This is a genomic window from Streptomyces sp. NPDC002676 (genome assembly GCF_053592455.1).
This window is the reverse complement of the sequence record NZ_JBSFVT010000013.1, coordinates 20,825-46,399: the sequence shown is the minus strand read 5'-3', so window position 1 is coordinate 46,399 and position 25,575 is coordinate 20,825. Positions and strand designations below refer to the sequence as shown.

The following is a 25,575-nucleotide window of genomic DNA, read 5'->3' as shown; positions in this document are numbered from 1 at the left end:
CCTCACGTATGCCCGGGCGCACGAGGGGTACTCCGTGACCATGGCCGGCATCGAACTCACAAGCGCAGCATTCCGTGACCAGAACATGATCCCGCGCCGCCACGCCAGGGACGCGGGCAACGTCTCTCCGCCGCTGACCTGGTCCGGGGTACCGGACGACACGGCGGAACTGGTCCTGTTGTGCGAGGACCCCGACGCCCCGTCGGGAACCTTCGTGCACTGGCTGGTCACCGGCATCGACCCGCACACCGATCACCTGGACGCGGGCAAGGCGCCCTCGGGCAGCCAGCCCCATCGCAACAGCTTCGGCGAGCGGGGCTATGGCGGCCCGCAGCCACCCGTCGGCGACAACGCGCACCACTACGTCTTCCACCTGTACGCCCTCCCCTCACCCGTCTCCCTCCCGGACCGGGCCACCGCCGCCGAGGCGCACGCCGTGCTCGACGGGCAGCAATTGGCCAGCGGCACGATCGTCGGGCTCTACGAGCGCTGACCGGGCGCCGGCCCACGGCTGACCGGGGCGGAAAACTCGATGGAAGCCCGCGGCCGGGTGCGCCTAGGGTCGCGGGATGAGTCCACGTACCTTCCGCATCACCGTCCGCGGCGCCTTCGACGGGCTGAGCGACGCCCAGCGGGCCGAGCTGCTGGCCGACGCCGCCGAGCACGACGTGCTCCGCGCCGCGTACACGCCCGAGGGGCACCTCACCTACGACATCGCCGCCCGCCCCGCCTTCGTATTCCGTTTCTCGGACACCGGGGAGGAAGAGGAGGACATCCTCGAGGCGACCGAGCGGGCCGAGGAGGCTGCGACGGCGTGGCTGACCGAGCGCGGCTACGGCTTCAAGAACCTCCGGTCCACCGCGGAGGACCTCTCCCAGGCGCCCCTGGGGAAGCGCCAGCGGCGTGCCGCGCGTTCTGGTGGAGCATAAACTTGAGTAGTCAAGGAGCTTGCAATGGAGTAGCGATCACGGAAGGGGCGAGGAGGGGGCTATGAGTGAGGCTCTTGACGCGGCCATGCGGCTCGTCCGCGCCCAGGCGGCGCTCGTCCGACGCTTCGATGCGCGGCTGAGCGGCCTGCACGGGGTGAGTCTGGCCGACTTCACGATGCTGCTGCGCCTGGGGCAGGCACCCGGCGGGCGGATGCGCCGGGTGGACCTGGCCGAGGCGCTGGGGCTGACGGCGTCGGGGGTCACCCGCGGACTCGCCCCGCTGGAGCGGATCGGGCTGGTGACGCGCGAGTCGGACACCCGGGACGCGCGCGTGGCCTACGCCTCGCTGACCGGGACCGGCCGGCGGCTCCTGACGGAGATGCTGGCCACGGCCGAGGAGACCGCCGCCGAGCTCTTCGCCGCCCCGCACTGGGCCGAGGAGGACGTCAGCCAACTCGCCGGCCTGCTGACCCGGCTGGGCGGCACCGGCCTCTAGAGCCGCGGCTCGCCCTTGCGCCCGCGTGTGGAAGCCGGCGAGCGGGAACCTTCTCAGGCCCTGCCGTCGAATTACCGCCTGCCGCGCGACGCCTGGCACGCGCTCCCCCAGAGGGGGTCCCACCAGCCGCGTTGTCGTCAGTCGCCGACACTCCCCCCACGCTCGGCTTCGCTCGCGCGGGGGGGGGACCCCCGTCGTCGACTCCCTCCTCCGCCTTGCAGCTGCACGCACCAGACGCCGCGCGGCCTGCCATCCAGGCGAACGACGGGAATTTGACGACAGGGCCTAGCCCCGCGGTCCGGAAGCGTCCGGCTGCGCCGCCGCCGGTATCCAGCCCTGGTGGCGCAGCACGGCCGACACGTCCGGCGCCCGGTAGTGCTCGCCCTTGAGGACCTTGCCGTCGGCGCGCCGGGCGACCTGCCCGTCCGGACCGAGCTTGCTCATGTTGGCGCGGTGGATCTCGGCGATCACCTGGTCGAGGTCGATCCCGTGCACCAGGGCCGTGCCGTACGCCACGTAGACCACGTCCGCCAGTTCGTGCGCGAGCCGGTCCAACGGTCCCTCGACCGCGACCTCGGCCACCTCCGCGGCCTCCTCGGCGAGCAGCTCCCCGCGGTGCGCGGCCAGTTCGGGGGACACCTCGGTCGGCGTGCTGCGGGCGTCGAGGCCGAAGGCGAGGTGGAATTCGTGGACGAGGTCGGCGGGAGAGTGGCTCATACGGCGACTCTAGCGGCCGGCACCGACAGCGCCCGGAGTTGTCCACAGGGCCCGGACCGCAGGGTCTCGAAGTAACCCCAGAGTGGTCCCGAAGCGGCCCCGAAGCGGCCCCGGCCCTGGTCAGGCCCGCGCACGGCCTGGCAGGATCGCCCGCATGTCCAAAGCGTTCCCCCGTATCAGCAGGCGCCAGGCGCTCCAGGGCGCGACCGTCGGCGTCGTGGCCCTCGGGCTGCTGCTGTGGTGGCTGCTGCCGCTGGGCGAGAAGCCGCCGAGCGGGACGATCGTCTTCAGCACCGGCACGCCCCGCGGCGTCTACCAGGAGTACGGGGAGCGGCTGCGCACCGAGCTGGGCAAGGACATGCCCGGTCTGCGGGTGAAGCTGCTCAACAGCGCGGGTTCGCAGGAGAACGTGGAACGGGTGGCGACCGGGAAGGCCGACTTCACGGTCGCGGCGGCCGACGCCGTGGAGACGTACGAGCTGCGGCACGGCAGAGGTGCCGGCCGGCTGCGCGGTGTGGCCCGGCTCTACGACGACTACGTGCAGCTCGTCGTACCGCGCGACTCGGACGTGCAGAGCGTCGCCGACCTGCGGCACAAGCGGGTGGCTGTGGGGCTGCCCGACTCCGGGGTGCGGCTGATCGCCAACCGGGTGCTGAAGTCCGCGGGCATCGATCCGCACAAGGACATCACCCCACTGGCGGAGGGCATCGACACCGGGCCGACCAAGCTGCGGCAGCGGAAGATCGACGCCTTCTTCTGGTCGGGCGGCCTGCCCACAAAGGGACTGGTCGAGCTGGCGCGGACGTCCGCCGTCAGGTTCGTACCGATCGACGGGGACCTCGTCACCAGGCTGCACGCCGAAGGGGAGGCCGCGCGCTACTACCGGGCCACCAACATGCCCGAGTCGGCCTATCCGTCCGTGCAGCAGGGCACTGCCGTGCCGACGATCGCCGTGGCCAACCTGCTGATGACCCGCAAGGACATGGATCCGCGGCTGACCGAATGGCTGACGCGCACGGTGATCAAGAGCCGTGACGGGATCGGCGCGCACGTCCACTCCGCCCAGCTGGTCGACCTGCGCACCGCGATCTACACCGACCCCCTGGTCCTGCACGAGGGCGCCCGGCGCTACTACCGCTCGATGAAGCCCTGAGCGCTGCTGCCCTGGCCCGTCTCCGCGTACCGGGGCACCGTGACGGTCACCCGGAGCCCGCGGGGCTCGTGGTGGGCGTAGCCGATCGAGCCGCCGCCCGCGGCGAGCAGGGTGTGGGTGATGGACAGGCCCAGGCCCGAGCCCTTGACGTTCTGGTGGCGTCCGCTGCGCCAGAAACGGTCGCCCACGCGCGCGAGTTCCTCGTCGGTGAGGCCGGGGCCGGTGTCGGTGACCACGACCGTGGAAATGTCGCCGTCGGAGGAGACGACGACCTCGACGGTGCCACCCTCCGGGGTGAACTTCACGGCGTTGTCGATGACGGCGTCCAGCGCGCTGGACAGCGTGATCGGGTCGGCCCAGGCGGTGGTGGGCGGGCAGTCGCCGGTGAGCCGGACTCCCTTGGCCTCGGCGGCCGCTGACCAGGCGGCCACCCGCTCGTCGGCGAGAGCCCCGATGTCGGTCAGGCCGAGGTCCGCCTCGGCGTGCTCGGCGAGCGCCAGGTCGAGCAGGTCGTCCAGGACCTGCGCGAGGCGCTTGCCCTCGGTGCGGACCGAGGCGATCTCCTCGTTGCCCTCGGGGAGTTCGAGGGCGAGCAGTTCGATGCGCAGCAGCAGCGCCGAGAGCGGGTTGCGCAGCTGGTGCGAGGCGTCGGCGACGAAGGCGCGCTGCTGCTCCAGCACGTCCTCGACGTTGTCCGCCATCTCGTTGAACGACCGGGCCAGGCGTCTGAGTTCCGGCGGCCCGCTGCCGACCGCGACCCGGGACTTCAGGCGTCCGGTGGCGATGTCGTGGGTGGTGGCGTCCAGGATCCGTACGGGCTTGAGCACCCAGCCGGTCAGCCGCAGCGCGGCGCCGACGGCGAGCAGCATGGCGGCGATCTCGCCGGCACCGATCAGCAGCCAGCCGCGCAGGGTCCGCGAACGCATCTGCCCGGTGGGCGAGTCGGTGACCACGACGGCCACGACGTCCCCGTCCCGGATCACCGGCGAGGCCACGATCAGCCGGCTGCGCTGCCAGGGCCACACCTGCCGGGGGTCGTGGCTGCGCCGGCTCAGCAGCGACTCGTCGAAGGCCTCCCGCACCTCCCCGGTCGGCGGTACGAACCAGTCGACGGGTGCGTTGGCCATCGCCGAGCCGTTGCGGTAGAAGACGCCCGCGCGGATGCCGTAGACGCCGTAGTAGCTGTCCAGTTCGCGGCGGAGCATCTCCTGGCGCTCGTCCGGGGAGGTACGGCGGGAGCCGCTGGGTCCGTCGGTGACGAACTGGGCGAGCGCGGCGAACCGCGCGGTGTCGTCGATCCGGTCGACGACGACCTTCTGCTGCTGGGCGGCGGCCACGCTGACGGCGAGCGGGACGCCGAGGGCGAGGAGTACGGCCGCCATCAGGATGATGAGCAGCGGCAGGAGCCGTGTGCGCACCCGTCCCCGCTAGGCGGCCGGGGCGACGAGCCGGTAGCCGACGCCGCGTACGGTCTCGATCAGCGCGGGCATGCGCAGCTTCGCGCGCAAGGAGGCGACATGCACCTCCAGGGTGCGTCCGGTGCCCTCCCAACTGGTGCGCCACACCTCGCTGATGATCTGCTCGCGGCGGAAGACCACTCCCGGGCGCTGGGCGAGCAGCGCGAGCAGATCGAACTCCTTACGGGTCAGTTGGATGACCGAACCCTCTACGGTGACCTGCCGGGTCGGCAGCTCGATGTGCACGGGGCCGAGGCGCAGGGCGCTCTCGCCGGGCGCCCCGGAGTCCTCGTGGGCGGTGCGCCGGCTGACCGCGTGGATCCGGGCGAGCAGTTCCCCGGTGTCGTACGGCTTCACCACGTAGTCGTCGGCACCCAGGTTGAGCCCGTGGATGCGGGAGCGGACGTCGGAGCGGGCGGTGACCATGATCACCGGGGTGCTGGTGCGCTTGCGGATCTTGCCGCAGACCTCGTAGCCGTCCTGGTCGGGCAGGCCGAGGTCGAGCAGGACCACACCGAAGCCGGGCCCCTCGGGGACAAGCGCCCGCAAGGCCTCCTCGCCGCTGCGCGCGTGCGTCACCTCGAATCCGTGCCGCGCGAGCACCGCGGACAGGGCGGCGGCGACGTGGTTGTCATCCTCGACGAGCAGCAGCCTCATCGCGTCTCCCTCCGGTTCAGTGGTCGTACGGTCTCGGTTTCCGCTCGCCTTGTAGATCGCGTGCACGCGCGCGTGCACCATGGCAGTGACGCCGATGGACAAGGACGGCGTCAAGAGGCTTCCGGTTGCCCGTGACTTCCGTTATCCGGCCGATACGCACACAGGTCACACTGCTACGTCACGTGTCCGATTGCTATCGGATCGTGATGCTCAGATCTCCCTCAGATGTGATGACGCAGGTCATCGGGGGTCACTACTGTCCACCGAAACCGAGGAGGACGGAGCCCGAGAGCGATGACCGAAGTATCGGTGGCCAAGGTGGATATGGCCGCGACCGACGAACTGGTCGTCCTGAAGAGCGTCAACAAGCACTACGGCGCGTTGCACGTACTCCAGGACATCGACCTGACGATCGCCAGCGGCGAGGTCGTCGTGGTCATCGGGCCCTCCGGGTCCGGAAAGTCGACCCTGTGCCGCACCATCAACCGCCTGGAGACCATCGACTCGGGCACCATCACGATCGACGGCAAGCCCCTGCCCCAGGAAGGCAAGGAGCTGGCGCGGCTGCGCGCCGACGTCGGGATGGTCTTCCAGTCCTTCAATCTCTTCGCGCACAAGACCGTGCTCGACAACGTGATGCTGGGCCAGGTCAAGGTCCGCAAGGCGGACAAGAAGCAGGCCGAGGCGAAGGCCCGCGCCCTGCTCGACCGCGTCGGCGTGGGCAGCCAGGCCGACAAGTACCCCGCGCAGCTGTCCGGCGGCCAGCAGCAGCGCGTCGCCATCGCCCGGGCGCTGGCGATGGGCCCGAAGGTCATGCTCTTCGACGAGCCGACCTCCGCCCTCGACCCCGAGATGATCAACGAGGTCCTCGAGGTCATGCAGCAGCTCGCCCGTGAGGGCATGACGATGATCGTCGTCACCCACGAGATGGGTTTCGCACGATCGGCTGCAAACCGTGTGGTCTTCATGGCGGACGGCCGCATCGTCGAACAGGCTGCGCCCGACCAGTTCTTCAGCAACCCGCGCAGCGACCGGGCCAAGGACTTCCTGTCCAAGATCCTGCACCACTGACGGCGCAGGCACCCGCGCCCGCACACAACTTGGGTCAGCCGTCCGTCACGGACCGCCGTTCTCACCACTCGAAGGATGTTCCCCATGAAGCTCCGCAAGGTCACCGCCGCCTCGGCCGTCGTACTCGCCCTCACGGTGGGCGCCACCGCGTGTGGCGGCGGCAAGTCCGACAACGACTCGGACGGCGGCAAGAAGATCAAGATCGGTATCAAGTTCGACCAGCCGGGTCTCGGCCTGAAGACGCCCGACGGTTCCTTCTCGGGCTTCGACGTGGACGTAGCCACCTATGTCGCGGGCAAGCTCGGCTACAAGCCGGACCAGATCCAGTTCGTGGAGACCAAGAGCGCGGACCGCGAGAACGCGCTGCAGCGCGGTGACGTGAAGTTCATCGCGGCCACGTACTCGATCACCCCGGAGCGCCAGCAGAAGGTCGACTTCGGCGGCCCCTACCTGCTGGCCCACCAGGACCTGCTGGTCAAGAAGGACTCGAAGATCAGCAAGGCCACGGACCTCAACGGCAAGAAGCTGTGTTCCGTGACCGGCTCCACCTCGGCGCAGAACATCCACGACACGATCGCCCCGAAGGCCAACCTGCGCAAGTACAGCACCTACTCGGAGTGCATCGCCGGCCTGCAGAGCGGCGCGGTGGACGCGGTGACCACCGACGACTCGATCCTCGCGGGCTTCGCCGCGCAGGACAAGTACAAGGGTCAGTTCAAGCTCGCCGGCCTGAAGCTGAGCAACGAGAACTACGGCGTCGGCGTCAAGAAGGGCGACACCGCCACCGTCAACAAGATCAACAAGGCGCTGGAGCAGATGGTGAGCGACGGCTCCTGGCAGAAGGCCGTCGAGAAGAACTTCGGTCCCGCCAACTACAAGAACGAGAAGGCTCCGAAGATCGGCCAGATCGTCAAGTAACGCGGAACTCCGCCGGCGCTCACTCCGGCGGGTGACGCAGGGTTCCCCAAGGCGCGCCGCCACCGCTTTCCCGGCGGCGCGCCCGGCCCTTCTCGTACGCCACACACCCGGAAGCGCGGGAGATCGTGTTCGACTTTCTTCAAGGTTATGACGTCCTAGGGGCGTTCTGGATGACGGTGAAACTCACCGCCCTCTCCGCCGTCGGCTCCCTGGTCTGGGGCACCCTGCTGGCCGCGATGCGGGTCAGCCCGGTCCCGCTCATGCGCGGGTTCGGCACCGTCTACGTGAACATCGTCCGCAACATCCCACTGACGATCATCATCTTGTTCAGCTCGCTCGGTCTCGCCGACGTCTTCGGCGTGACGATGGGCACCTCCGACTTCAACGTCCAGGGCTTCCGCCTGGCCGTTCTCGGCCTCATCGCCTACACGGCCGCCTTCGTCTGCGAGGCGATCCGCGCCGGCATCAACACCGTGCCGCTCGGGCAGGCCGAGGCCGCCCGCGCGATCGGGCTGAACTTCAGTCAGACGCTGCGCCTGATCGTGCTGCCCCAGGCGTTCCGCGCGGTCATCGGCCCGCTGGCCAACGTCCTGATCGCCCTGACCAAGAACACCACGGTCGCAGCCGCCATCGGCGTCGCCGAGGCCGCGGCCCTGATGAAGTCGATGATCGAGAACGAGGCCCAGACGCTGGCCATCGGCGCGGTCTTCGCCTTCGGTTTCGTGGTCCTGACCCTGCCCACCGGCCTGCTCCTGGGCTGGCTCGCCAAGCGACTGGCGGTGAAGCGATGACTTCCGTCCTCTACGACACCCCGGGCCCGCGCGCCAAACGGCGCAACGTCCTCATCTCCGTTGTCTTCTTCGCCGCTCTCGGCGCGCTGGCCTGGTGGCTCTGGCGCACCCTGGACGACAAGCAGCAGCTGCGGTGGGCCCTGTGGCAGCCGTTCACCACGTCCGAGGCCTGGACGACCTACCTGCTCCCGGGACTCATCAACACCCTCAAGGCCGCGGCGCTGTCCATGGTCATCGCCCTGCCGCTCGGCGCCGTCTTCGGCATCGCGCGCCTGTCCGACCACCGCTGGGTGCGGATCGTGGCCGGTGTGGTCGTCGAGTTCTTCCGGGCGATCCCGGTGCTGCTGCTGATGCTGTTCGCCAACGAGTACTACAGCCGCTACACCCAGGTCACCAGCGACGACCGGCCGCTCTACGCGGTGGTCACCGGCCTGGTGCTCTACAACGCCTCGGTGCTCGCCGAGGTCGTCCGGGCCGGCATCCTGGCCCTGCCCAGGGGCCAGACCGAGGCGGCGTACGCGATCGGCCTGCGCAAGGGCCAGACGATGACCAGCATCCTGCTCCCGCAGGCGGTCACCGCCATGCTGCCGGCGATCGTCAGCCAGCTGGTGGTCATCGTGAAGGACACCGCCCTGGGCGGTGTGATGATCGGCTTCACCGAGCTGCTCAACCAGCGCGGCACGCTGGCGGCCAACTACGCCAACGTCCTGGCCAGCTTCGTCGTCGTGGCGGCCGTCTACATCGTGCTGAACTTCATCCTGACGTCCTTCGCGAGCTGGCTGGAGGGCCGACTGCGGCGCAGCAAGCGCAGCACGGGTGCCGTGCTCGGCGCCGAGGACATGGAGGAGCTCAACCCCGCGGCGGTGGGCGGCACCTTCGGGACCGGTGGCGAGGGCGGCGGTGTCATGGGCGTCAGTGGCGTCATCGGCGGCCCCAAGAAATGACGATCCATCAAGTCGCATGAATCGCCCAGGGGCAGTGGCATGATCGCCACTGCCCCTGGTCACTTGACGCAAACTCCGCCAATGGGTTGCATACGTTCTGTGATCGTGCACCCCGCTCCACCTTCCTGTTCACCCAGGCCCGTCAGGGCACCGCTGCGGGCAGGGGGCGCCGCGCCGTGGACCCGGTGATCATCGTCGGAGCGGGGCCCGTCGGGCTCACGCTCGCCCTGGCGCTGGCCCGCCAGGAGGTGCCGTCCGTCGTCCTCGACGAGGGCCCCGGCAAGGACGAACCACGCCCGGCGCGCACCGTCGTGCTGCGCGAGGACACGGCGGCTCTGCTGACGCGGCTGACGGGGGTGGACCTCGGCGAGCAGGGCGTCCGTTGGGCCGGATGGCGGTCGCTTCGGCGCAGGCAGGTGATGAGCGAGATCACCTTCGAGGAGGCCGAGCCTGCCCCGCTGCACATCGCCCAACACGTCGTCACGGGCGCCCTGCGTACGGCCATCGCGGGTGAGCCGCTGGTCAAGGTCGCCGTGGAGAGCCGTCTCGACTCGATCGAGCAGGAGCGTTCCGGCGTCACCGCGCGCACGCGCGGTTCCAAGGGAACCTGGTGGCGCGGCAGTTATCTGGTCGGCTGCGACGGCCCCCGCTCGACCGTGCGCAAGCTCCAGGACATCCGCTTCCCGGGCCGTACGGCGGTGGAGCGACACGCCGTCGCCACGCTGCGCGTGGAACTTCCGTGGGAGGGCCAGGCGTTGCTCCATCGGATGCCGCCGTGGCGGTCGTCCGGGCCCTCGGCCGGGGAGGTGACCGCCCGCCCCCTCCCCGACGGCGTGTGGCGCCTGGACTGGCTGCTGCCGCCGGGCAAGGACCTGGTCACGCCCGACAGCCTGGTGGCCCGGATCCGCGAGACCCTCGCGGGCTGGACGGACAGCGCGTCTCCGGCGTACGACCTGCTCGACACCGGAGTCCACACGGTGCATCACCGGCTGGCCCGCCGGTGGCGCGTGGGCCGGGTCTTCCTCGCCGGGGACGCGGCCCATCTGCTCGGCGCGCTCGGCACCCAGGGGCTCGACGAGGGCCTCAGGGACGCCGACAACCTCGCCTGGAAGCTGGCCCCGGCCTGGCACCACGGCCCGCACGAGGCGCTGCTGGACAGCTATCAGGCCGAGCGGCGCGCCGTCGTCGCCGCCCGGCTGCGCGCCGCCGACCAGGCGCTGCCGGTGCTGCGCGGTGGCGGCGGGCTGCGCCACTACGTCCCGGGCGCGGCCCGGGGCCATGACACGCTCCTCGTGGACGGCCACCTGGGGCGCGGCCCGCTGGGCGCGCCGGGGACGTACGCCGACTCGCCGCTCGCACCCCGGCATCTGGAGGGGGAGATCCCGGTCGACACCCCGCCGGGCTCGTCCGTCACCGATGTGCGGGTCACGGCGGAGGACGGCTCCTTCGTCCGGCTGCGCGACCGGCTCGGCCGCGGTGCGCTGCTGGTCGTGCTGATCGCGCCGGGCACGGGCGTGTGGGACCGCAAGCACTGGGTGTCCGCCGGGGTGATGCCCCGGCTCGCGGCGGCGGTGACCGCGCTGCCGCACCCCGCCGAGCTGCTGGTCGCCGAGGAGTACCCGGGTGCGCCGGCGCACAGCGTGCTGCTCGTACGCCCCGACGGTCACCTGGTCACGGCGCTCAGCGGGGTCCGGCCGGCCGACCTGTACGCGGCGGCCGAGGCCACGCTGGGCGGCACGGCGAACGAGGAGACGGCGGCGGAGGCCGCGGAGGCGGGCTCCAGCGCCCGTTGACCGTGCCTCCGGCCACCCTCCGTCCACAGGGTGACCGTGAGTTGACCGCTGTGTACCGGCGTGCTGTACTCCGGACCATGACCGACACCTGCGTGCGCCTGTGGCGACGGGTCCACATGGACCTCGTCCGCTACGCGGGCTGCGTGTGTCGTCCGTCCTGCTGAATTCGCATCCCTTCCTTCTCCGGGCGCCGTCGCGCGCTCGTTCGGCGAACCCTCTTCAGGACGGTGCACGTGTCTGTCTCCCCCGCTGTGTCCCCTTCTCCTCCTACGTCCCGTGCCTCCCGCTCGGCGCCCACGCAGGCGGACCTCCTCGCCTTCGTCCGGCGTACGGCCGCCGACACCGAGCTGATCGCCTCGCTGCCGCTCGACCCGGAGGGCCGCACCTGGGTGCGGCTGAACGGGCCCGGCGGCAGCGAGGCCTGGCTGATCGGCTGGCCGCCCGGCACCGGCACCGGCTGGCACGACCACGCCGACTCGGTCGGCGCGTTCCTCACGGCTACGGGCGAACTCAAGGAGAACTCGCTCGCCGCCCGGCTGCCCACCGACGGCTGGAAGACCCTGGAACTCACCGAGGACGTGGACCGCGAACGCCGGCTGCCCGCCGGGCAGGGCCGCTCCTTCGGCCGTCACCATGTGCACGAGGTGCTCAACGAGTCCCCCGACCGGCACGCGGTCTCCGTCCACGCCTACTACCCACCCCTGCCGCGGATCCGCCGCTACAGCCGTACGGGCCAGGTACTGCGCCTGGAGCACGTCGAGCACGCGGAGGACTGGCAGTGAGCGGCACGGCGGGCGAACGGCCGCTCGGGATCGACGCGTTGCTGGAGCGAGTGCGCCAGGGCTACCAGCGCATCGAAGCACGGGAGGCGCACGAGGCGGCGCGCACCGGTGCGGCCCTGCTGGTCGACATCCGGTACGCGGCCCTGCGCGAGCGGGACGGGCTGATCCCGGGCGCCCTCGTCATCGAGCGGAACGAACTGGAGTGGCGCCTGGACCCGCAGGGCAGCCACCGCGTCCCCGAGGCCACCGGTCACGACCTGCACATCGTGGTGATCTGCGACGAGGGGTACGCCTCCAGCCTGGCCGCCGCCTCCCTCCACCAACTCGGCTTGCACCGGGCGACGGATCTGGTGGGCGGCTTCCAGGCCTGGCAGGCGGCGGGGCTGCCGGTGGAGCCGGTGTCCTGAACGGACCTGCGTGGCGGGTGGGTGACGGGGACTACTCCTTCGCGGTGGCCACCGTCACCGCCCGCACGCGCAGCGCCGCACGTCCCGGTACGGCGCTGGCCACGAGCGCGAGGAGGGCGGCGACCGCGACGACGGTGACGTACAGCAGCGGCGTGACCGTGGGGGCCGCCCGGCCGGTCATGCCGAGGCTGAAGGCGCTGAGCACGGCGAGGGCGATGCCGCTGCCCAGCGCGGTGGCGAGGAACAGGACGGACAGCGCCTCGGTGCGCAGCATGCGCAGCACCTGACGGCGCGTCGCACCGGCGAGGCGGAGCAGGGCGAACTCCCGGACACGTTCGGCGACCGACATGGCGAGCGTGTTGACGACGGCGATGGCTGTGAAGGCCAGGACGAGCCCCATGGCCAGGTAGTTGACCTCGGCGTTCGTCTGCTCCCTCTCGGCCTGGAGGGAATCCGCGGCAGCCGGCGAAAGAATCCGCAGCGCCGGGAACTCACGGAGTGTAGTCGCGAGTTGTGTCTGTGTACGGGTCGTGCTGACGAGGACGGAGGAGGCGAGCGGGTTGTCGACGTGGTGGGCTACGAGATCGTGGGCGAACGTGAGGTCGCCGAAGCCGAGACCCCGGGCATAGACGGCGGCGACGGTGAGCGTGGCGGGCGTGCCGTCGCCGAGCGTGAGTTTCAGGGTGCTCCCGGGCTTCAAGTGGTGCTGGCCCGCGGCCAGTTCACTGACGGCGACGGTTTCGGGGGCGAGCCGGTCGAGGGAGCCGGCGGTGACCTTCGGGTCCCAGGTGCGGGTCAGGCCCGTGGGCGTGACGCCCTGGGCGGGGTACTTGTCGAGGCCGATCCGGACGGTCGTGCGGACCACTTCGGTGACGGTGTCGTGCCGGGCGCGGAGTTGCTGTGCCGCCTCGCCGGGGACGCCCGGTCCCTGGGCGGCGACGACCCAGTCGGCGGTGACGCCCGCGCGGACCTGGCTCCGGGCGGCGTCGCCGAGGGTGGACTGGACGAACAGGACAGTGCAGGTCATGCCGACGAGCAGGGTGAGGGGGGTGACGACGGAGGCCATCCGGGCGGCGTTGCCGCGCAGGTTGGCGGTGGCGAGCCGGCCGCCGTGACCGGTGAGCCGGAGCGGGCCGGCGAGCAGCAGCGCGGCGGCCTTGACCAGCAGAGGGCCGAGCAGGGCGACGGAGGTGGACAGGACGACGACGGCGAGGAAGGTCACGGGCGTCGAGGCGGGCTCGGTGCGCAGGGAGGTGAGGACGACGACGAGGACGATTCCGCCGGCCAGGAGCAGCAGACCGGCGGCGAGCCGCCCCCAGGCGGGGCGGGTGCGCTCGGTCCTGGCCTCGGCCAGGGCCTCGGTCGGCCGGATCCGGGAGATTCTGCGCGAGGCGATCCGGGCCGCCGCCCAGGCCCCGAGCAGGGTCGCCGCGAGAGCCACGAGGGCCGGGAGGACGCCGGCGGTGCGCTGGAGCGTGTCGGGTACGGCGCCCAGGGCGACGAACCTGGAGTACAGCCAGCCACCCAGCGGCAGTCCGAGCAGCGCGCCGACCGTGCCCGCCGCCGCGCCGACGATCAGTGCCTCGCGGCCGAGCAGCTTGCGGATCTGTCCGGAGGTAGCGGCTAGGGCGCGAAGCAGGGCGAGTTCGCGGTGGCGCTGCTGCACGGTGAGCGCGAACGTGCCGACGACCACGAGCACCGCCACCAGTAGCGAGGTGCCGCCCATCGCGGCGCCCATGCTGATCAGCCGGACGCGGGCCGTGGCCGCGTCCAGGAACTCGACGGGCCCGCGGGCCGCGCCGGTGCTGACCTGTGCCGTGGTGCCGTGCAGTGCCCGCTCCACGGCCTGCCGCAGCCGCTCGGGGTCCGTCCCCTTGGCGGGGAGCACACCGAACGCGGTGACCTGCCCGGGGTGCGCGGCCAGCCGGCGGGCCTCGGCGGCGGAGAAGAAGAGGGACGTCTGGTGGCGTACGACGGTGGCCGGGGTGGCGATACCGGTGATCCGGTAGCCACGCGGGGCCTGCGTGGACTGCACGGTGAGCCGGTCACCGGGCCGGAGGCGGGCACGAGCGGCGAGGTCGCTGTCGACGACGAGGTCACCGGCGGCTTTGGGCGCGCTGCCCGCGATCAGCCGGTACGGGGTCAGCGCGGCCGAGTCCCAGGCGTGCCCGTAGGCGGTACGGCCATCGGTGCCGGTCGGCGTCAACGGCTGGGCGAGGAAGGTGAGTTCGGGGACGACCCGGGCGACGCCGGGAGTGCGGGCGAGGGGCGCCCCCAGATCCGCGGAGAGCCAGGCGCGTTCGGCGATGGGCTTCGCCTTGTGCTTGACCTTGGTCTTGCCGTGCTTGTGCTTGACGGTGGTGCGGCGGACGTACTGGTCGGCCGAGACCACGACGGGGGTCGCGGCGTAGCGCTCGGTGCGGATGGTGCCGCGCAGGCCGGTGTCGAGGAGGGTGCCGCAGGCGGTGATCAGAGCGGCGGCGCACATCAGGGCGAGAAAGGCGCCGAGAAAGCCCGCCTTGCGGGCTCTGACGGTCTTCAGGGCATAACGCAGCACCATCGGGGCGGGCTCGCTTCCGTCGTACGACTCGGTCGTACGCCCCGGCTGCCCGTACCGGGACCGGCCTCGCCGTGCGGGGCCGTGTTCCGGAGCGTGGCTCCACACTCGCCGATGCGGGGGCAGGGCAGCACTGCGGTGCCCCGGCGTCTTCAGCGGGGGTTTACCCCACCCAGGTGCCGGGCCGGACCGTCAGAAGTCCCCGGTCCCGTCCCCGAGGAAGTCGGTGTCCTCGCCCTCCTCCTCCAGCGCCTGTCGGACGACGCGGAGGGCCATGCCCTCGGGGTAGCCCTTGCGGGCCAGCATTCCGGCGAGGCGGCGGATGCGCTTGTCGCGGTCGAGGCCACGGGTGGCACGCAGCTTGCGGGCCACGAGGTCACGGGCGGTCGCCTCCTCCTGCTCGGAGTCGAGCTGTCCGACGGCCTCGTCGATCAGCGCGGAGTCGACGCCCTTGGTGCGCAGTTCCCGGGCGAGGGCGCGCCGGGCGAGTCCTCGCCCGTGGTGCCGGGACTCCACCCAGGCGTCCGCAAAGGCGCTGTCGTTGATCAGTCCGACCTCCTCGAACCTCGACAGCACCTCCTCGGCCACGTCCTCGGGGATGTCCCGCTTGCGCAGGGCGTCCCCGAGCTGCTTGCGGGTACGTGGGGTCCCGGTGAGCAGGCGCAGACAGATCGCCCGCGCCCGCTCAGCCGGGTCCCCCGAAGACTCCCCCTGCTCGGCCCTCGACGAGGAAGGGGTGCCTTCGTCCTCACCGCGCGACTCCCCGAAGCCGCGCCGCCGGCGGCCCCGCCCCCGGCCCCCCGGCCCGGCGGCGACCCGTGAACCGCGGCCGGACGAGCCGCCCCCGTGGGGCTCGTCGCGCTCGCCGCCGCCCGGGTGGCTGCCGCGGTCCTCGTACCGGCCCAGGCCGCCGGACCCGTCCTGTCCGCCGTACCCGTCCTGTCCGCCGGACCCGTCCTGTCCGCCGTACCCCTCGTCCGCGTGCTCCGGCCCGTATCCCTCGTCACCGGCCGGGGCGAAGCCCGTGTCGCCCCCGGTGCCCCTCCCCCGTGGGGCACCGGGGGTGGCGTACTCGTACTCGGCCCAGTCGGTTCGTCGTGTCACGGGTCAGCTCTTGGCTGTGGCGGCCTTGGGCTTGGTGGCCTTGGCGGCGGCCGGAGCGGGCGCCGTCTTGGCGTCGTCGCCGGCGGTGGTGACCGCCGCGTCCGCGCCCGGCTCGGCGGCGGGCTCCTCCGGGCGGACACCCACGCCCAGCTTCTCCTTGATCTTCTTCTCGATCTCGTTGGCCAGGTCGGGGTTGTCCTTGAGGAAGTTGCGCGCGTTCTCCTTGCCCTGGCCGAGCTGGTCGCCCTCGTACGTGTACCAAGCGCCGGCCTTGCGGACGAAGCCGTGCTCCACACCCATGTCGATCAGGCCGCCCTCGCGGCTGATGCCCTGGCCGTAGAGGATGTCGAACTCGGCCTGCTTGAAGGGCGGGGCGACCTTGTTCTTGACGACCTTGCAGCGGGTGCGGTTGCCGACCGCCTCTGTGCCGTCCTTCAGGGTCTCGATGCGGCGGATGTCGATGCGCACCGAGGCGTAGAACTTCAGCGCCCGGCCACCGGTCGTGGTCTCCGGGGAGCCGAACATCACGCCGATCTTCTCGCGGAGCTGGTTGATGAAGATGGCGGTGGTCTTGGACTGGTTGAGCGCGCTGGTGATCTTCCGCAGCGCCTGGCTCATCAGGCGGGCCTGCAGACCGACGTGGCTGTCACCCATCTCGCCCTCGATCTCCGCGCGCGGGACGAGCGCGGCGACGGAGTCGATGACGATGAGGTCGAGGGCACCGGAGCGGACCAGCATGTCCACGATCTCCAGGGCCTGCTCGCCGTTGTCCGGCTGGGAGAGGATCAGGTTGTCGATGTCGACGCCGAGCTTGCGCGCGTACTCGGGGTCGAGGGCGTGCTCCGCGTCCACGAAGGCGACCTGGCCGCCGGCCTTCTGGGCGTTGGCCACGGCGTGCAGGGTCAGCGTGGTCTTACCGGAGGACTCCGGTCCGTAGATCTCCACGACACGGCCGCGCGGCAGACCACCGACGCCGAGGGCGACGTCGAGTGCGGTCGACCCGGTCGGGATGACCTCGATGGGCTCCTTCGACCGCTCGCCCATGCGCATGACCGCGCCCTTGCCGAACTGCCGTTCAATCTGTGCGAGCGCGGCGTCGAGCGCCTTCTCGCGGTCGGTTCCTGCCATGGGTTCCACCCGGTTTGCTTGAGTCGATCGCTTCACGTCAAAGACGCTAACGCCTGCCACTGACAATGCGCCCTGACGGAGGCCCGGCCTGTGGATAACTGGGGCACTTATCGCACCAAACCGGTGTGAAATCCCCGCCGAAGGCCTCGCCTGAGCCTTCATAAGAATGGATGTTCGATTTTGGTGTCAAGTGCACCACACGGTGCGCACCGGGGCTTCGCACCCGCATCGACGGGCCGTGGCGCACCCACTACTCCCGGCGGGGTACCACCGGTGTCTCCGGCCGGACGACGACCGCGCGAGCCGGTCCCGGGAGCCTTGGTGCCATGAAGAATCCGCGCGCCGCCGACCGGCTCTGCCATGCCGTCGGGCTGTTCCTCGTCCTGAGCGGACTCGTGCACCTGGTGGTGTTCGCGGTCGACGGCGGCCCCTGGGACGGTCCCGTCTCCTGGCGCAAGCCCGTGACGTTCGGGCTCTCCTTCGGGGCGACCCTGATCGCGGTCACCCGGGTCACGTCGTATCTGCGCGTCGGGGCGCGGCTGCGCACCGTCCTGCTCGCCGTCTTCGCCGCCGACTGCGTGGTGGAGGTCGGCGGCATCACCCTGCAGGCGTGGCGCCGGGTGCCCTCGCACCTGAACATGGAGACCCCCTTCGACACGGCGGTGTCCATGACGCTCGCGGTGGGCGGCGGGGTCCTCGTGGCGCTGCTCACCGTCTTCGCCGTCGCCTCCTTCCGGCAGCGGCCGGCCGGCCCCGCGGGCATGGCGCTCGCGGTGCGCTCCGGCTTCGCGATCCTGCTCGTGGCGCTGGCCTCGGGCGCGGCGATGATCGCGCGCGGAGTCGTGCTCACCCGGACCGGCCACCAGGAGGCCGCCTACCACTCGACGGCCCCGCTCAAGCCGCTGCACGGGGTGAGCCTGCACGCCGTCCTGGTCCTGCCGCTGCTGGCCTGGCTGCTGTCCCGCACCGCGTGGAGCGAGCGGACACGGTCGCGGATCGTGGCCGCGGCGGTGGGCTGTTACGCGGCGGCCGTCGCCTGGGCCGGGTTGTGGGCGGTCCTGACGTACTGAAGGGCGGCCGACGTACTGAAGCGGGCCCTAGGAGGACTCTTCCATGCCGGGCTGCCGGTCCAGCCGCTGTCGCAGGCGGGTGACCACCCCGGGGCCGCCCGGCCCCCGGGCGCGGTGGCCGTGCACCCGCGGGTCGTCCGTGACGGCGTACCGCTTCACGTACGCCCCCAGGAAGGCCTGGAGCGTGGCCACGGCCGGGATGGCGATCAGCGCGCCGACGGCGCCGAGCAGCGCGGTCCCCGCGATGACCGAGCCGAAGGCGACGGCGGGGTGGATGTCGACGGTCTTCGAGGTCAGCTTGGGCTGCAGCATGTAGTTCTCGAACTGCTGGTAGACCACGACGAAGACCAGTACCCAGACCGCGTACCAGGGGGCGACGGTGAACGCGATCAGCATCGGCAGCGCGCCCGCCAGGTACGTGCCGATGGTCGGGATGAACTGCGAGACCAGACCCACCCACACACCGAGCACGGGCGCGTACGGCACACCCAGGGCCAGGAGCAGGATGTAGTGCGCGATCCCGGAGACGAGTGCCATCAGCCCGCGCGAGTACATGTAGCCGCCCGTCTTGTCGACGGCGATCTCCCAGGCGCGCAGCACCTCGGCCTGACGCGCGGGCGGCAGCACGGAGCACAGGGCGCGGCGCAGCCGGGGGCCGTCGGCGGCGAAGTAGAACGAGAACAGCACGACCGTCAGCAGCCTGAACAGCCCCCCGAGTACCTGCGTGGACACGTCGAGCACGCCGGCGGCGCTGTTCTGCGCGTACTTGCGCAGCCAGTCGGAGTGGAGCAGGCCCTCCTGGATGTCCACCCTTCTCAGGTCCGTGTGGAACGTCTGGTTGACCCAGTTGATGAGCGAGTCCAGATAGGCCGGGAAGCCCTCGATCATCTTGATGATCTGGCCGGCCAGCATCGAGCCGAGCAGGGTCACGAACCCGGCGGTGGCGACCGTCAGACCGAGGAAGACCAGGAAAGTGGCGAGCCCCCGGCGCATGCCGCGCGCGGCCATCCGGCTCACCGCGGGCTCGATCGCGAGGGCCAGGAAGAACGCGATCAATATGTTGATCAGCAGACCGGTCAGCTGGTGGAAGGCCCAGCTGCCCAGCTGGAACGCGGCAATGAGCGCGAGTGCGAGCGCCATGGCGCGCGGCAGCCAGCGCGGCATACGGCTGTCCAGGGCGGCCTCGGCCGAGGGCGCGGCGGGCGTCGTCGTAGCGGTCGGTGCCGAGTGCGGGGCGAACGGCTCGTTGTCGTCGTCAGCGACTGTCACGGTCAGCGCTTCTCCCCCGGCACGTTCATGACCGTGCAGACCACGCGCCACACGTCCTTGGCCGCCCAGCCGGCGTCCAGGGCCTCGTTGACCGTGTGCCCGTCCAGCTCCGTCATGACATGGTCGCGCGCGAAGGTGTCGGCGTACCCCGGACCGAAGTGTTCCGCCATCCGCTGCCAGAAAACCGTCAACCGCATGACCCCAGTATCCCGCCCCTGAGAGTGGGCCCCGCCGGGGACCGCATGCCGAGACCGCTTTCCGTCCTACGGTCTGACCCATGGCCGAAACAGGAGTTTCCCCGCTCCCCTCCCCGTCCCCGGCGCGCTCCCCGCTCTTCCGCGCCGAACAGTTCATCTGGCTCACCGCGCGCGTACTGGAGCAGCGCCGCTTCGCGTACCACTTCCTGAACGGCGCGCCGGACGCGGTGGAGGCCGCGCTGGACGCCTACCGCAACGAGGACGGCGGGTACGGCCACGCGCTGGAGCCCGATCTGCGCGGCCCCGTGAGCCAGCCCCTGCACACCGGTCACGCGCTGCGCGTGCTGGACTCCATCGGACGCTGCGCCGGGCAGCGCGTGGAGCGCGTGTGCCGCTATCTGACCTCCGTCTCCACTCCGGACGGCGCCCTGCCCGCGGTCCATCCCAGCCAGCGCGGATATCCGGCGGCACCCTTCGTCCCGGTCGTGGACGACCCTCCCCCAGCCTCGAACACGCTCGGCCGGGGGGACCCCCACGGCTCACTGCTCGCCACCGGGCCGGTGGTGGGGCTGCTGCACCGCAACGAGGTATGGCACGCGTGGCTGTTCCGGGCCACGGACTTCTGCTGGCAGGCCGTGGAGTCCCTGGAGAAGTCCCACCCCTACGAGGTGGAGGCCGCCGTGGCCTTCCTGGACTCCGCTCCCGACCGCCCGCGCGCGGAGGCCGCCGCCGACCGGCTCGGCAGGCTGGTGCGTGAGCAGCGACTCGCGGCCCTGGACCCGGAGCGTCTCGACGCCTGCCCGGTCGCGCCCGGCTACGCCCCGGGCGAGCACCACTTCCCGCACGACTTCGCCAAGAGCCCGCGCTCGCTCGCTCGCGCGTGGTTCACGGACGACGAGATGGCACGCTCCCTGGACTTCCTCGCCGCCGAACAGCGGGAGGACGGCGGCTGGCCCGTCCGCTGGCGCCGGTGGGCACCGGCGCCCGCCCTGGAGGCCGGCCCTATCGTGACGATCGAGGCGCTGCGCACCCTCCGGGAGTACGGCCGCTTCATGGGCTGAGCCAGGCCGGCACGGCACGCTGCGTGCGGCCCGTTTCCCCAGGTCAGAATGATTGTCAGTGGCCGGGTGCAGGATGGACGCATGGTCAGCTCCGCCCACCGGGCCCTCGACGGCTTCTCACCCGCGACCCGCGGCTGGTTCACGGGGGCGTTCTCCGCGCCCACCGCGGCCCAGGCGGGCGCGTGGCGGGCCATCCGGGAGGGCTCGGACGTGCTGGTGGTGGCCCCGACCGGCTCGGGCAAGACGCTGGCCGCGTTCCTCGCCGCCCTGGACCAGCTGGCCTCGACCCCGCCCCCGGCCGACCCGAAGAAGCGCTGCCGGGTGCTTTACGTGTCCCCGCTGAAGGCTCTCGCGGTCGACGTCGAGCGCAACCTGCGCAGCCCGCTGACCGGCATCCGTCAGGAGTCCGTGCGCCTGGGCCTGCCCGAGCCCGAGGTCAAGGTCGGCATCCGCTCCGGCGACACCCCGGCAGCCGAGCGCCGCGCCCTGTCCACGCGCCCGCCGGACATCCTGATCACGACCCCCGAGTCGCTCTTCCTGATGCTCACGTCGGCCACGCGCGACGCGCTGACGGGCGTGGAGACGGTGATCCTGGACGAGGTGCACGCGGTCGCGGGCACCAAGCGCGGGGCCCACCTCGCGCTCTCCCTGGAGCGTCTGGACGAGCTGCTGCCCAAGCCGGCCCGGCGCATCGGCCTGTCGGCGACCGTGCGCCCGGTGGACGAGGTCGCCCGCTATCTGTCCCCGCGCCGCAAGGTGGAGATCGTCCAGCCGCAGTCCGGCAAGGAGTTCGACCTGTCCGTCGTCGTCCCGGTCGAGGACATGGGCGAGCTGGGCGGCTCTCCGGCGGCCGACGGCAACGAGGGGGCGGAGAAGCCGTCGATCTGGCCGCACGTGGAGGAGCGGATCGCCGACCTCGTGCAGGCCCACCGCTCCACGATCGTGTTCGCCAACTCCCGGCGCCTCGCGGAGCGGCTGTGCAACCGGCTCAACGAGATCGCGTACGAACGCGCGACCGGCGAGCCCCTGGAGGAGCACCACGCCCCCGCCCAGCTGATGGGCGGCTCGGGCGCGGCCCAGGGCGCGCCCCCGGTGATCGCCCGCGCGCACCACGGCTCGGTCTCCAAGGAGCAGCGCGCCCTGGTGGAGGAGGACCTGAAGGCAGGGCGGCTGCCCGCCGTGGTCGCCACGTCCAGCCTCGAACTGGGCATCGACATGGGTGCCCTCGACCTCGTCGTCCAGGTCGAGTCACCGCCCTCGGTCGCCTCCGGACTCCAGCGCGTCGGCCGCGCGGGACACCAGGTGGGCGCCGTCTCCACCGGCGTGGTCTTCCCCAAGTACCGGGGCGACCTGGTCCAGGCGGCCGTGGTCACCGAGCGGATGCGCTCGGGCTCCATCGAGTCCCTGAGGGTGCCGGCGAACCCGCTGGACGTGCTCGCGCAGCAGCTCGTCGCCATGACGGCACTGGACACCTGGCAGTTCGACGACCTGCTCGCCACGGTCCGGCGCGCGGCCCCCTTCGCCGCGCTCCCCGAGTCCGCGTTCACGGCGGTGCTGGACATGCTCGCGGGCCGCTACCCGTCCGACGCGTTCGCGGAGCTGCGCCCGCGCGTGGTGTGGGACCGGGTGGCCGGCACCGTCACCGGCCGGCCCGGCGCCCAGCGCCTCGCCGTCACCTCCGGCGGCACGATCCCCGACCGCGGCCTCTTCGGGGTCTTCCTCGCCGGTTCCGACCCCAAGAAGGGCGGCGGCCGGGTCGGCGAGCTGGACGAGGAGATGGTGTACGAGTCCCGCGTGGGGGACGTCTTCACACTCGGCACCAGCTCCTGGCGCATCGAGGACATCACGCGCGACCGCGTCCTGGTCTCCCCCGCGCCCGGCGTGCCGGGCCGGCTGCCGTTCTGGAAGGGCGACCAGCTGGGCCGCCCGCTCGAATTGGGCCGCGCGGTGGGCGCGTTCCTGCGCGAGGTCGGCGCGCTGCCCAAGGACGACGCCCGGCTGCGCCTGCTCGCGGCGGGCCTCGACGCATGGGCGGCGGACAACGTCCTGTCGTACCTGGACGAGCAGCGCGAGGCCTGCGGCCATGTCCCGGACGACCGCACGATCGTGGTCGAGCGCTTCCGCGACGAGCTGGGCGACTGGCGGGTCGTCGTCCACTCCCCCTTCGGCGCCCAGGTCCACGCCCCCTGGGCCCTCGCCCTCGGCGCCCGCCTCGCCGAGCGCTACGGCATGGACGCGCAGGTCATGCACGCCGACGACGGCATCGTGCTGCGCCTGCCCGATGCCGACCTGATGGGCCTGGACCTGCTCGACCAGGAGCCCATGAAGGCCGGCACCCCCCTCGACACGGCGTTCGACAGCGAGCAGGCGCCGGTGGGCGCGGCCGACGTCTCCTTCGACAAGGGCGAGGTCGACCAGGTCGTCACCGACCAGGTCGGCAGCTCGGCGCTGTTCGCCTCCCGGTTCCGCGAGTGCGCCGCCCGCGCGCTGCTGCTGCCGCGGCGCAACCCCGGCAAGCGCACCCCGCTCTGGCAGCAGCGCCAGCGGGCCGCCCAGCTGCTCCAGGTGGCGAGCGAGTTCGGCTCGTTCCCGATCGTCCTGGAAGCGGTCCGCGAGTGCCTCCAGGACGTCTTCGACGTGCCCGGTCTCGTGGAGCTGATGGGCGACATCGAGTCCCGCAAGGTGCGCCTGGTCGAGGTCACCACGCCGGAGCCGTCGCCGTTCGCCCGCTCCCTTCTCTTCGGCTACGTCGCCCAGTTCCTGTACGAGGGCGACTCCCCGCTCGCCGAACGCCGCGCCGCCGCGCTCTCCCTGGACTCCCGGCTGCTGGCCGAGCTGCTGGGCCAGGCGGAGCTGCGGGAGCTGCTGGACGCGGACGTCCTGGCCGAGCTGGAGCGCGAGCTGCAGTGGCTGACGGAGGACCGCCGGGTCAAGGACGTAGAGGGCGTCGCCGACCTCCTGCGGGTGCTCGGCCCCCTGACCGACGCCGAGCTGGCCGAGCGGGGCGCCGAGCCGCAGTGGGCGCGGGAGCTGGCCGCCGCCCGCCGGGCCATCCGGGTCCGTGTCGCCGGCGCCGACCACTGGGCGGCCGTCGAGGACGCAGGGCGGCTGCGCGACGCGCTCGGCACGGCGCTGCCGGTCGGCGTCCCCGAGGCCTTCACCGAACCGGTGAAGGACCCCCTCGGAGACCTCCTCGCGCGCTACGCCCGCACCCACGGCCCCTTCACGTCGGCCACGGCGGCGGCCCGCTTCGGCCTCGGCGTGGCGGTCACCGAGGGCGCCCTGCAGCGGCTCGCCGCGGGCGGCCGTGTCGTCCAGGGCGAGTTCCACCCCGCGGGCATCGGCCAGGAGTGGTGCGATGCGGCCGTACTGCGCCGCCTGCGCCGCCGCTCCCTGGCGGCCCTGCGGCACGAGCTGGAGCCCGTACCCCCGCCCGCTCTCGCCCAGTTCCTGCCTCAGTGGCAGCACATCGGCAAGGGCCACGGTCTGCGCGGCATCGACGGACTGGTGCGCGCGATCGAGCAGTTGCAGGGGGCGTCCGTGCCCGCCTCGGCGCTGGAGAAGCTGGTCCTGCCCTCGCGCGTGGCGAACTACACGCCGTCGATGCTCGACGAACTGACCTCCGCGGGCGAGGTGGTGTGGGCCGGCGCGGGCGCGCTGCCCGGCAAGGACGGCTGGGTCTCGCTGTATCTGGCGGACGCCGCCCCGCTGTTGCTGCCGCCCCCGCACCCGCTGGAGCCGACCGCGCTCCACCAGTCCGTCCTGGACACCCTCTCCGGAGGCTACGGCCTGTTCTTCCGTCAGATCGCCGACCAGGTACGCGCCACCACGCACCCCGATGCGACCGACCCCCAACTGGCCGACGCGCTCTGGGACCTTGCCTGGTCGGGTCGGCTCACCAACGACACCCTCGCGCCGATGCGCTCGCTGCTGGGTTCGGGCCGTACGGCGGGCTCGACCGCCCATCGCGCCAAGCGCTCCGTCCCGCGCGGGCGGTACGGCTCCCTGACGGCCGCCGCGCGCACCGCCTCCCGCACCGGCCCGCCGACCGTGGCCGGCCGCTGGTCCCTGCTGCCGGCGGCCGAGCCGGACCCCACCGTGCGCGCGCACGCGCTGGCCCGCACCCTGCTCGACCGGCACGGCGTGGTAACCCGGGGCGCGGTGGCGGCGGAGGGCGTCGAGGGCGGCTTCTCGGCGGTGTACCGGGTGCTGTCCGCCTTCGAGGACAGCGGCCAGGCCCGGCGGGGTTACGTGGTCGAGGGGCTGGGCGCGGCCCAGTTCGCGATGGACGGCGCCGTGGACCGCCTCCGCGCGGTCTCCAACGCCCGCGACCGCGGCGAGGGCCTGCCGGCCCCGGGCTTCCCCGGCGACGGCGGCCCGGGCAACGGCTTCGCACCGGCCGTCGGCGGCCTCCACGACCGGACGGCACCCGGCGTCTTCGACGGCGCCGGAGGTTTCGCCCACCCCGGCCTCGACGGCGACTTCACCTGGCCACCGGAGGAGCAGCCCATGTCCCCGGGCGACTACGTCTCTCCCCGCGACCTCGCCGATCCCTTCGCCTCCCCCGGCTACGGCGGCCCCAGAGGCAGCCGCTCCGACTCCGCCTACGGCTCGGGCACGCACCGGGGCTTCGGTGACCGTCGCACCCACGGCGCGGCGCCCGACCCGCGCGCCGTCGTCCTCGCGGCAGCCGACCCCGCGAACGCCTACGGCGCGGCCCTGCCGTGGCCCGAGCCGCCGACCGGGGCCGGGCACAAGCCGGGCCGCAAGGCGGGCTCGCTCATCGTCCTGGTGGAAGGCGAACTGACGCTGTACATGGAGCGCGGCGGCAAGACGCTGCTGGCCTGGCCGTCCGCGCCGGACACCGTCCCCGACGACGACCTCCGCCTCCGTACGGCCGCGGAGGCCCTGGCAGCCGCCGCCCGCGCGGGCTCCCTCGGCACGGTCACCGTGGAGCGGATCAACGGAGCCCAGGCGCTGACCTCCCCCATAGGCGCACTCCTGGAAGGCGCGGGCTTCGTCGCGAACCCGCGCGGCCTGCGGCTCAGAGCGTGACCGACCGGCGTGGCCCCGG

The 25,575-nt window shown here is 72.1% G+C and carries 23 protein-coding genes; 15 read left to right on the top strand and 8 right to left on the bottom strand.

Annotated elements, in window-relative coordinates; all coding sequences use genetic code 11:
* Positions 1-40: 40 nt before the first annotated feature.
* The 3 genes from ACWD3E_RS29395 (at position 41) to ACWD3E_RS29385 (ending at position 1,425) form a co-directional block, all read left to right on the top strand.
* Positions 41-493, top strand: a complete 453-nt coding sequence (locus tag ACWD3E_RS29395; protein WP_451390596.1) for a YbhB/YbcL family Raf kinase inhibitor-like protein — start codon at positions 41-43, stop codon at positions 491-493.
* Positions 494-569: 76 nt separating this feature from the next.
* The gene (locus ACWD3E_RS29390) at positions 570-929 is read left to right on the top strand and encodes a DUF6204 family protein (RefSeq protein WP_451390595.1); all 360 of its coding nucleotides are present in this window, start codon (positions 570-572) and stop codon (positions 927-929) included.
* Positions 930-990: 61 nt separating this feature from the next.
* Positions 991-1,425 carry a MarR family winged helix-turn-helix transcriptional regulator gene (locus ACWD3E_RS29385; RefSeq protein ID WP_451390594.1) on the top strand — a complete coding sequence of 145 codons (435 nt, stop codon included), beginning with the start codon at positions 991-993 and terminating at the stop codon, positions 1,423-1,425.
* 285 nt (positions 1,426-1,710) lie between these two features.
* On the opposite strand, the gene ACWD3E_RS29380 is transcribed toward ACWD3E_RS29385, so the two are convergent.
* Positions 1,711-2,142 carry a pyrophosphohydrolase domain-containing protein gene (locus ACWD3E_RS29380; protein ID WP_451390593.1) on the bottom strand — a complete coding sequence of 144 codons (432 nt, stop codon included), beginning with the start codon at positions 2,140-2,142 and terminating at the stop codon, positions 1,711-1,713.
* A 154-nt stretch (positions 2,143-2,296) separates the two neighbouring features.
* Here ACWD3E_RS29380 and ACWD3E_RS29375 point away from each other — a divergent pair, with 154 nt between their 5' ends.
* Positions 2,297-3,295 carry a TAXI family TRAP transporter solute-binding subunit gene (locus ACWD3E_RS29375; protein WP_451390592.1) on the top strand — a complete coding sequence of 333 codons (999 nt, stop codon included), beginning with the start codon at positions 2,297-2,299 and terminating at the stop codon, positions 3,293-3,295.
* Here the strand turns inward: ACWD3E_RS29375 and ACWD3E_RS29370 are convergent.
* Both ACWD3E_RS29370 and ACWD3E_RS29365 read right to left on the bottom strand, forming a co-directional pair.
* Complete coding sequence (locus tag ACWD3E_RS29370; RefSeq protein WP_451390591.1) at positions 3,274-4,713, bottom strand: ATP-binding protein; 1,440 nt, start codon at positions 4,711-4,713, stop codon at positions 3,274-3,276. The genes ACWD3E_RS29375 and ACWD3E_RS29370 overlap by 22 nt on opposite strands.
* 9 nt (positions 4,714-4,722) lie before the next feature.
* Positions 4,723-5,409: a response regulator transcription factor gene (locus tag ACWD3E_RS29365; protein WP_451390590.1), complete on the bottom strand. Its 687-nt coding sequence runs from the start codon at positions 5,407-5,409 to the stop codon at positions 4,723-4,725.
* A 294-nt stretch (positions 5,410-5,703) separates the two neighbouring features.
* Here ACWD3E_RS29365 and ACWD3E_RS29360 point away from each other — a divergent pair, with 294 nt between their 5' ends.
* From ACWD3E_RS29360 to ACWD3E_RS29325, 8 genes are all read left to right on the top strand, one after another.
* On the top strand, positions 5,704-6,480 hold the full coding sequence (locus tag ACWD3E_RS29360; protein WP_451390589.1) for an amino acid ABC transporter ATP-binding protein: 777 nt from the start codon (positions 5,704-5,706) through the stop codon (positions 6,478-6,480).
* An 84-nt stretch (positions 6,481-6,564) separates the two neighbouring features.
* A complete protein-coding gene (locus tag ACWD3E_RS29355; RefSeq protein WP_451390588.1) occupies positions 6,565-7,398 on the top strand; it encodes a glutamate ABC transporter substrate-binding protein in 834 nt (277 codons plus the stop codon).
* A 125-nt stretch (positions 7,399-7,523) separates the two neighbouring features.
* Positions 7,524-8,189: an amino acid ABC transporter permease gene (locus ACWD3E_RS29350; RefSeq protein WP_451390587.1), complete on the top strand. Its 666-nt coding sequence runs from the start codon at positions 7,524-7,526 to the stop codon at positions 8,187-8,189.
* Complete coding sequence (locus tag ACWD3E_RS29345) at positions 8,186-9,133, top strand: amino acid ABC transporter permease (protein WP_451390586.1); 948 nt, start codon at positions 8,186-8,188, stop codon at positions 9,131-9,133. The genes ACWD3E_RS29350 and ACWD3E_RS29345 overlap by 4 nt, the downstream gene beginning before the upstream one ends.
* A gap of 176 nt (positions 9,134-9,309) precedes the next feature.
* Positions 9,310-10,926, top strand: a complete 1,617-nt coding sequence (locus ACWD3E_RS29340) for an FAD-dependent monooxygenase (RefSeq protein WP_451390585.1) — start codon at positions 9,310-9,312, stop codon at positions 10,924-10,926.
* A gap of 77 nt (positions 10,927-11,003) precedes the next feature.
* Entirely contained in the window at positions 11,004-11,090 is an 87-nt protein-coding gene (locus ACWD3E_RS29335) for a putative leader peptide (RefSeq protein WP_313960178.1), read from the top strand.
* A gap of 69 nt (positions 11,091-11,159) precedes the next feature.
* The gene (locus tag ACWD3E_RS29330; RefSeq protein ID WP_451390584.1) at positions 11,160-11,708 is read left to right on the top strand and encodes a cysteine dioxygenase; all 549 of its coding nucleotides are present in this window, start codon (positions 11,160-11,162) and stop codon (positions 11,706-11,708) included.
* The gene (locus ACWD3E_RS29325) at positions 11,705-12,115 is read left to right on the top strand and encodes a rhodanese-like domain-containing protein (RefSeq protein ID WP_451390583.1); all 411 of its coding nucleotides are present in this window, start codon (positions 11,705-11,707) and stop codon (positions 12,113-12,115) included. The genes ACWD3E_RS29330 and ACWD3E_RS29325 overlap by 4 nt, the downstream gene beginning before the upstream one ends.
* Positions 12,116-12,146: 31 nt before the next feature.
* On the opposite strand, the gene ACWD3E_RS29320 is transcribed toward ACWD3E_RS29325, so the two are convergent.
* From ACWD3E_RS29320 to recA, 3 genes are all read right to left on the bottom strand, one after another.
* Positions 12,147-14,675 carry an FtsX-like permease family protein gene (locus ACWD3E_RS29320; RefSeq protein WP_451390582.1) on the bottom strand — a complete coding sequence of 843 codons (2,529 nt, stop codon included), beginning with the start codon at positions 14,673-14,675 and terminating at the stop codon, positions 12,147-12,149.
* Positions 14,676-14,864: 189 nt separating this feature from the next.
* Positions 14,865-15,776, bottom strand: a complete 912-nt coding sequence (gene recX / locus ACWD3E_RS29315; protein WP_451390581.1) for a recombination regulator RecX — start codon at positions 15,774-15,776, stop codon at positions 14,865-14,867.
* 3 nt (positions 15,777-15,779) lie between these two features.
* Positions 15,780-16,904: a recombinase RecA gene (gene recA / locus ACWD3E_RS29310; RefSeq protein ID WP_451390580.1), complete on the bottom strand. Its 1,125-nt coding sequence runs from the start codon at positions 16,902-16,904 to the stop codon at positions 15,780-15,782.
* Between the two features lie 326 nt (positions 16,905-17,230).
* On the opposite strand from recA, the gene ACWD3E_RS29305 reads away from it, so the two are divergent.
* Complete coding sequence (locus tag ACWD3E_RS29305; RefSeq protein WP_451390579.1) at positions 17,231-17,974, top strand: hypothetical protein; 744 nt, start codon at positions 17,231-17,233, stop codon at positions 17,972-17,974.
* A 27-nt stretch (positions 17,975-18,001) separates the two neighbouring features.
* Here the strand turns inward: ACWD3E_RS29305 and ACWD3E_RS29300 are convergent, their stop codons facing one another.
* Both ACWD3E_RS29300 and ACWD3E_RS29295 read right to left on the bottom strand, forming a co-directional pair.
* Positions 18,002-19,138, bottom strand: coding sequence for an AI-2E family transporter (locus ACWD3E_RS29300; protein WP_451390728.1), 1,137 nt, complete (start codon positions 19,136-19,138; stop codon positions 18,002-18,004).
* Positions 19,139-19,245: 107 nt separating this feature from the next.
* Complete coding sequence (locus ACWD3E_RS29295; RefSeq protein ID WP_451390578.1) at positions 19,246-19,440, bottom strand: DUF3046 domain-containing protein; 195 nt, start codon at positions 19,438-19,440, stop codon at positions 19,246-19,248.
* An 80-nt stretch (positions 19,441-19,520) separates the two neighbouring features.
* Between ACWD3E_RS29295 and ACWD3E_RS29290 the strand changes: the two genes are divergently transcribed.
* Together ACWD3E_RS29290 and ACWD3E_RS29285 are read left to right on the top strand one after the other, a co-directional pair.
* On the top strand, positions 19,521-20,501 hold the full coding sequence (locus ACWD3E_RS29290; RefSeq protein ID WP_451390577.1) for a hypothetical protein: 981 nt from the start codon (positions 19,521-19,523) through the stop codon (positions 20,499-20,501).
* An 81-nt stretch (positions 20,502-20,582) separates the two neighbouring features.
* Positions 20,583-25,556 carry an ATP-dependent helicase gene (locus tag ACWD3E_RS29285; RefSeq protein ID WP_451390576.1) on the top strand — a complete coding sequence of 1,658 codons (4,974 nt, stop codon included), beginning with the start codon at positions 20,583-20,585 and terminating at the stop codon, positions 25,554-25,556.
* The last annotated feature ends 19 nt before the right edge of the window (positions 25,557-25,575 follow it).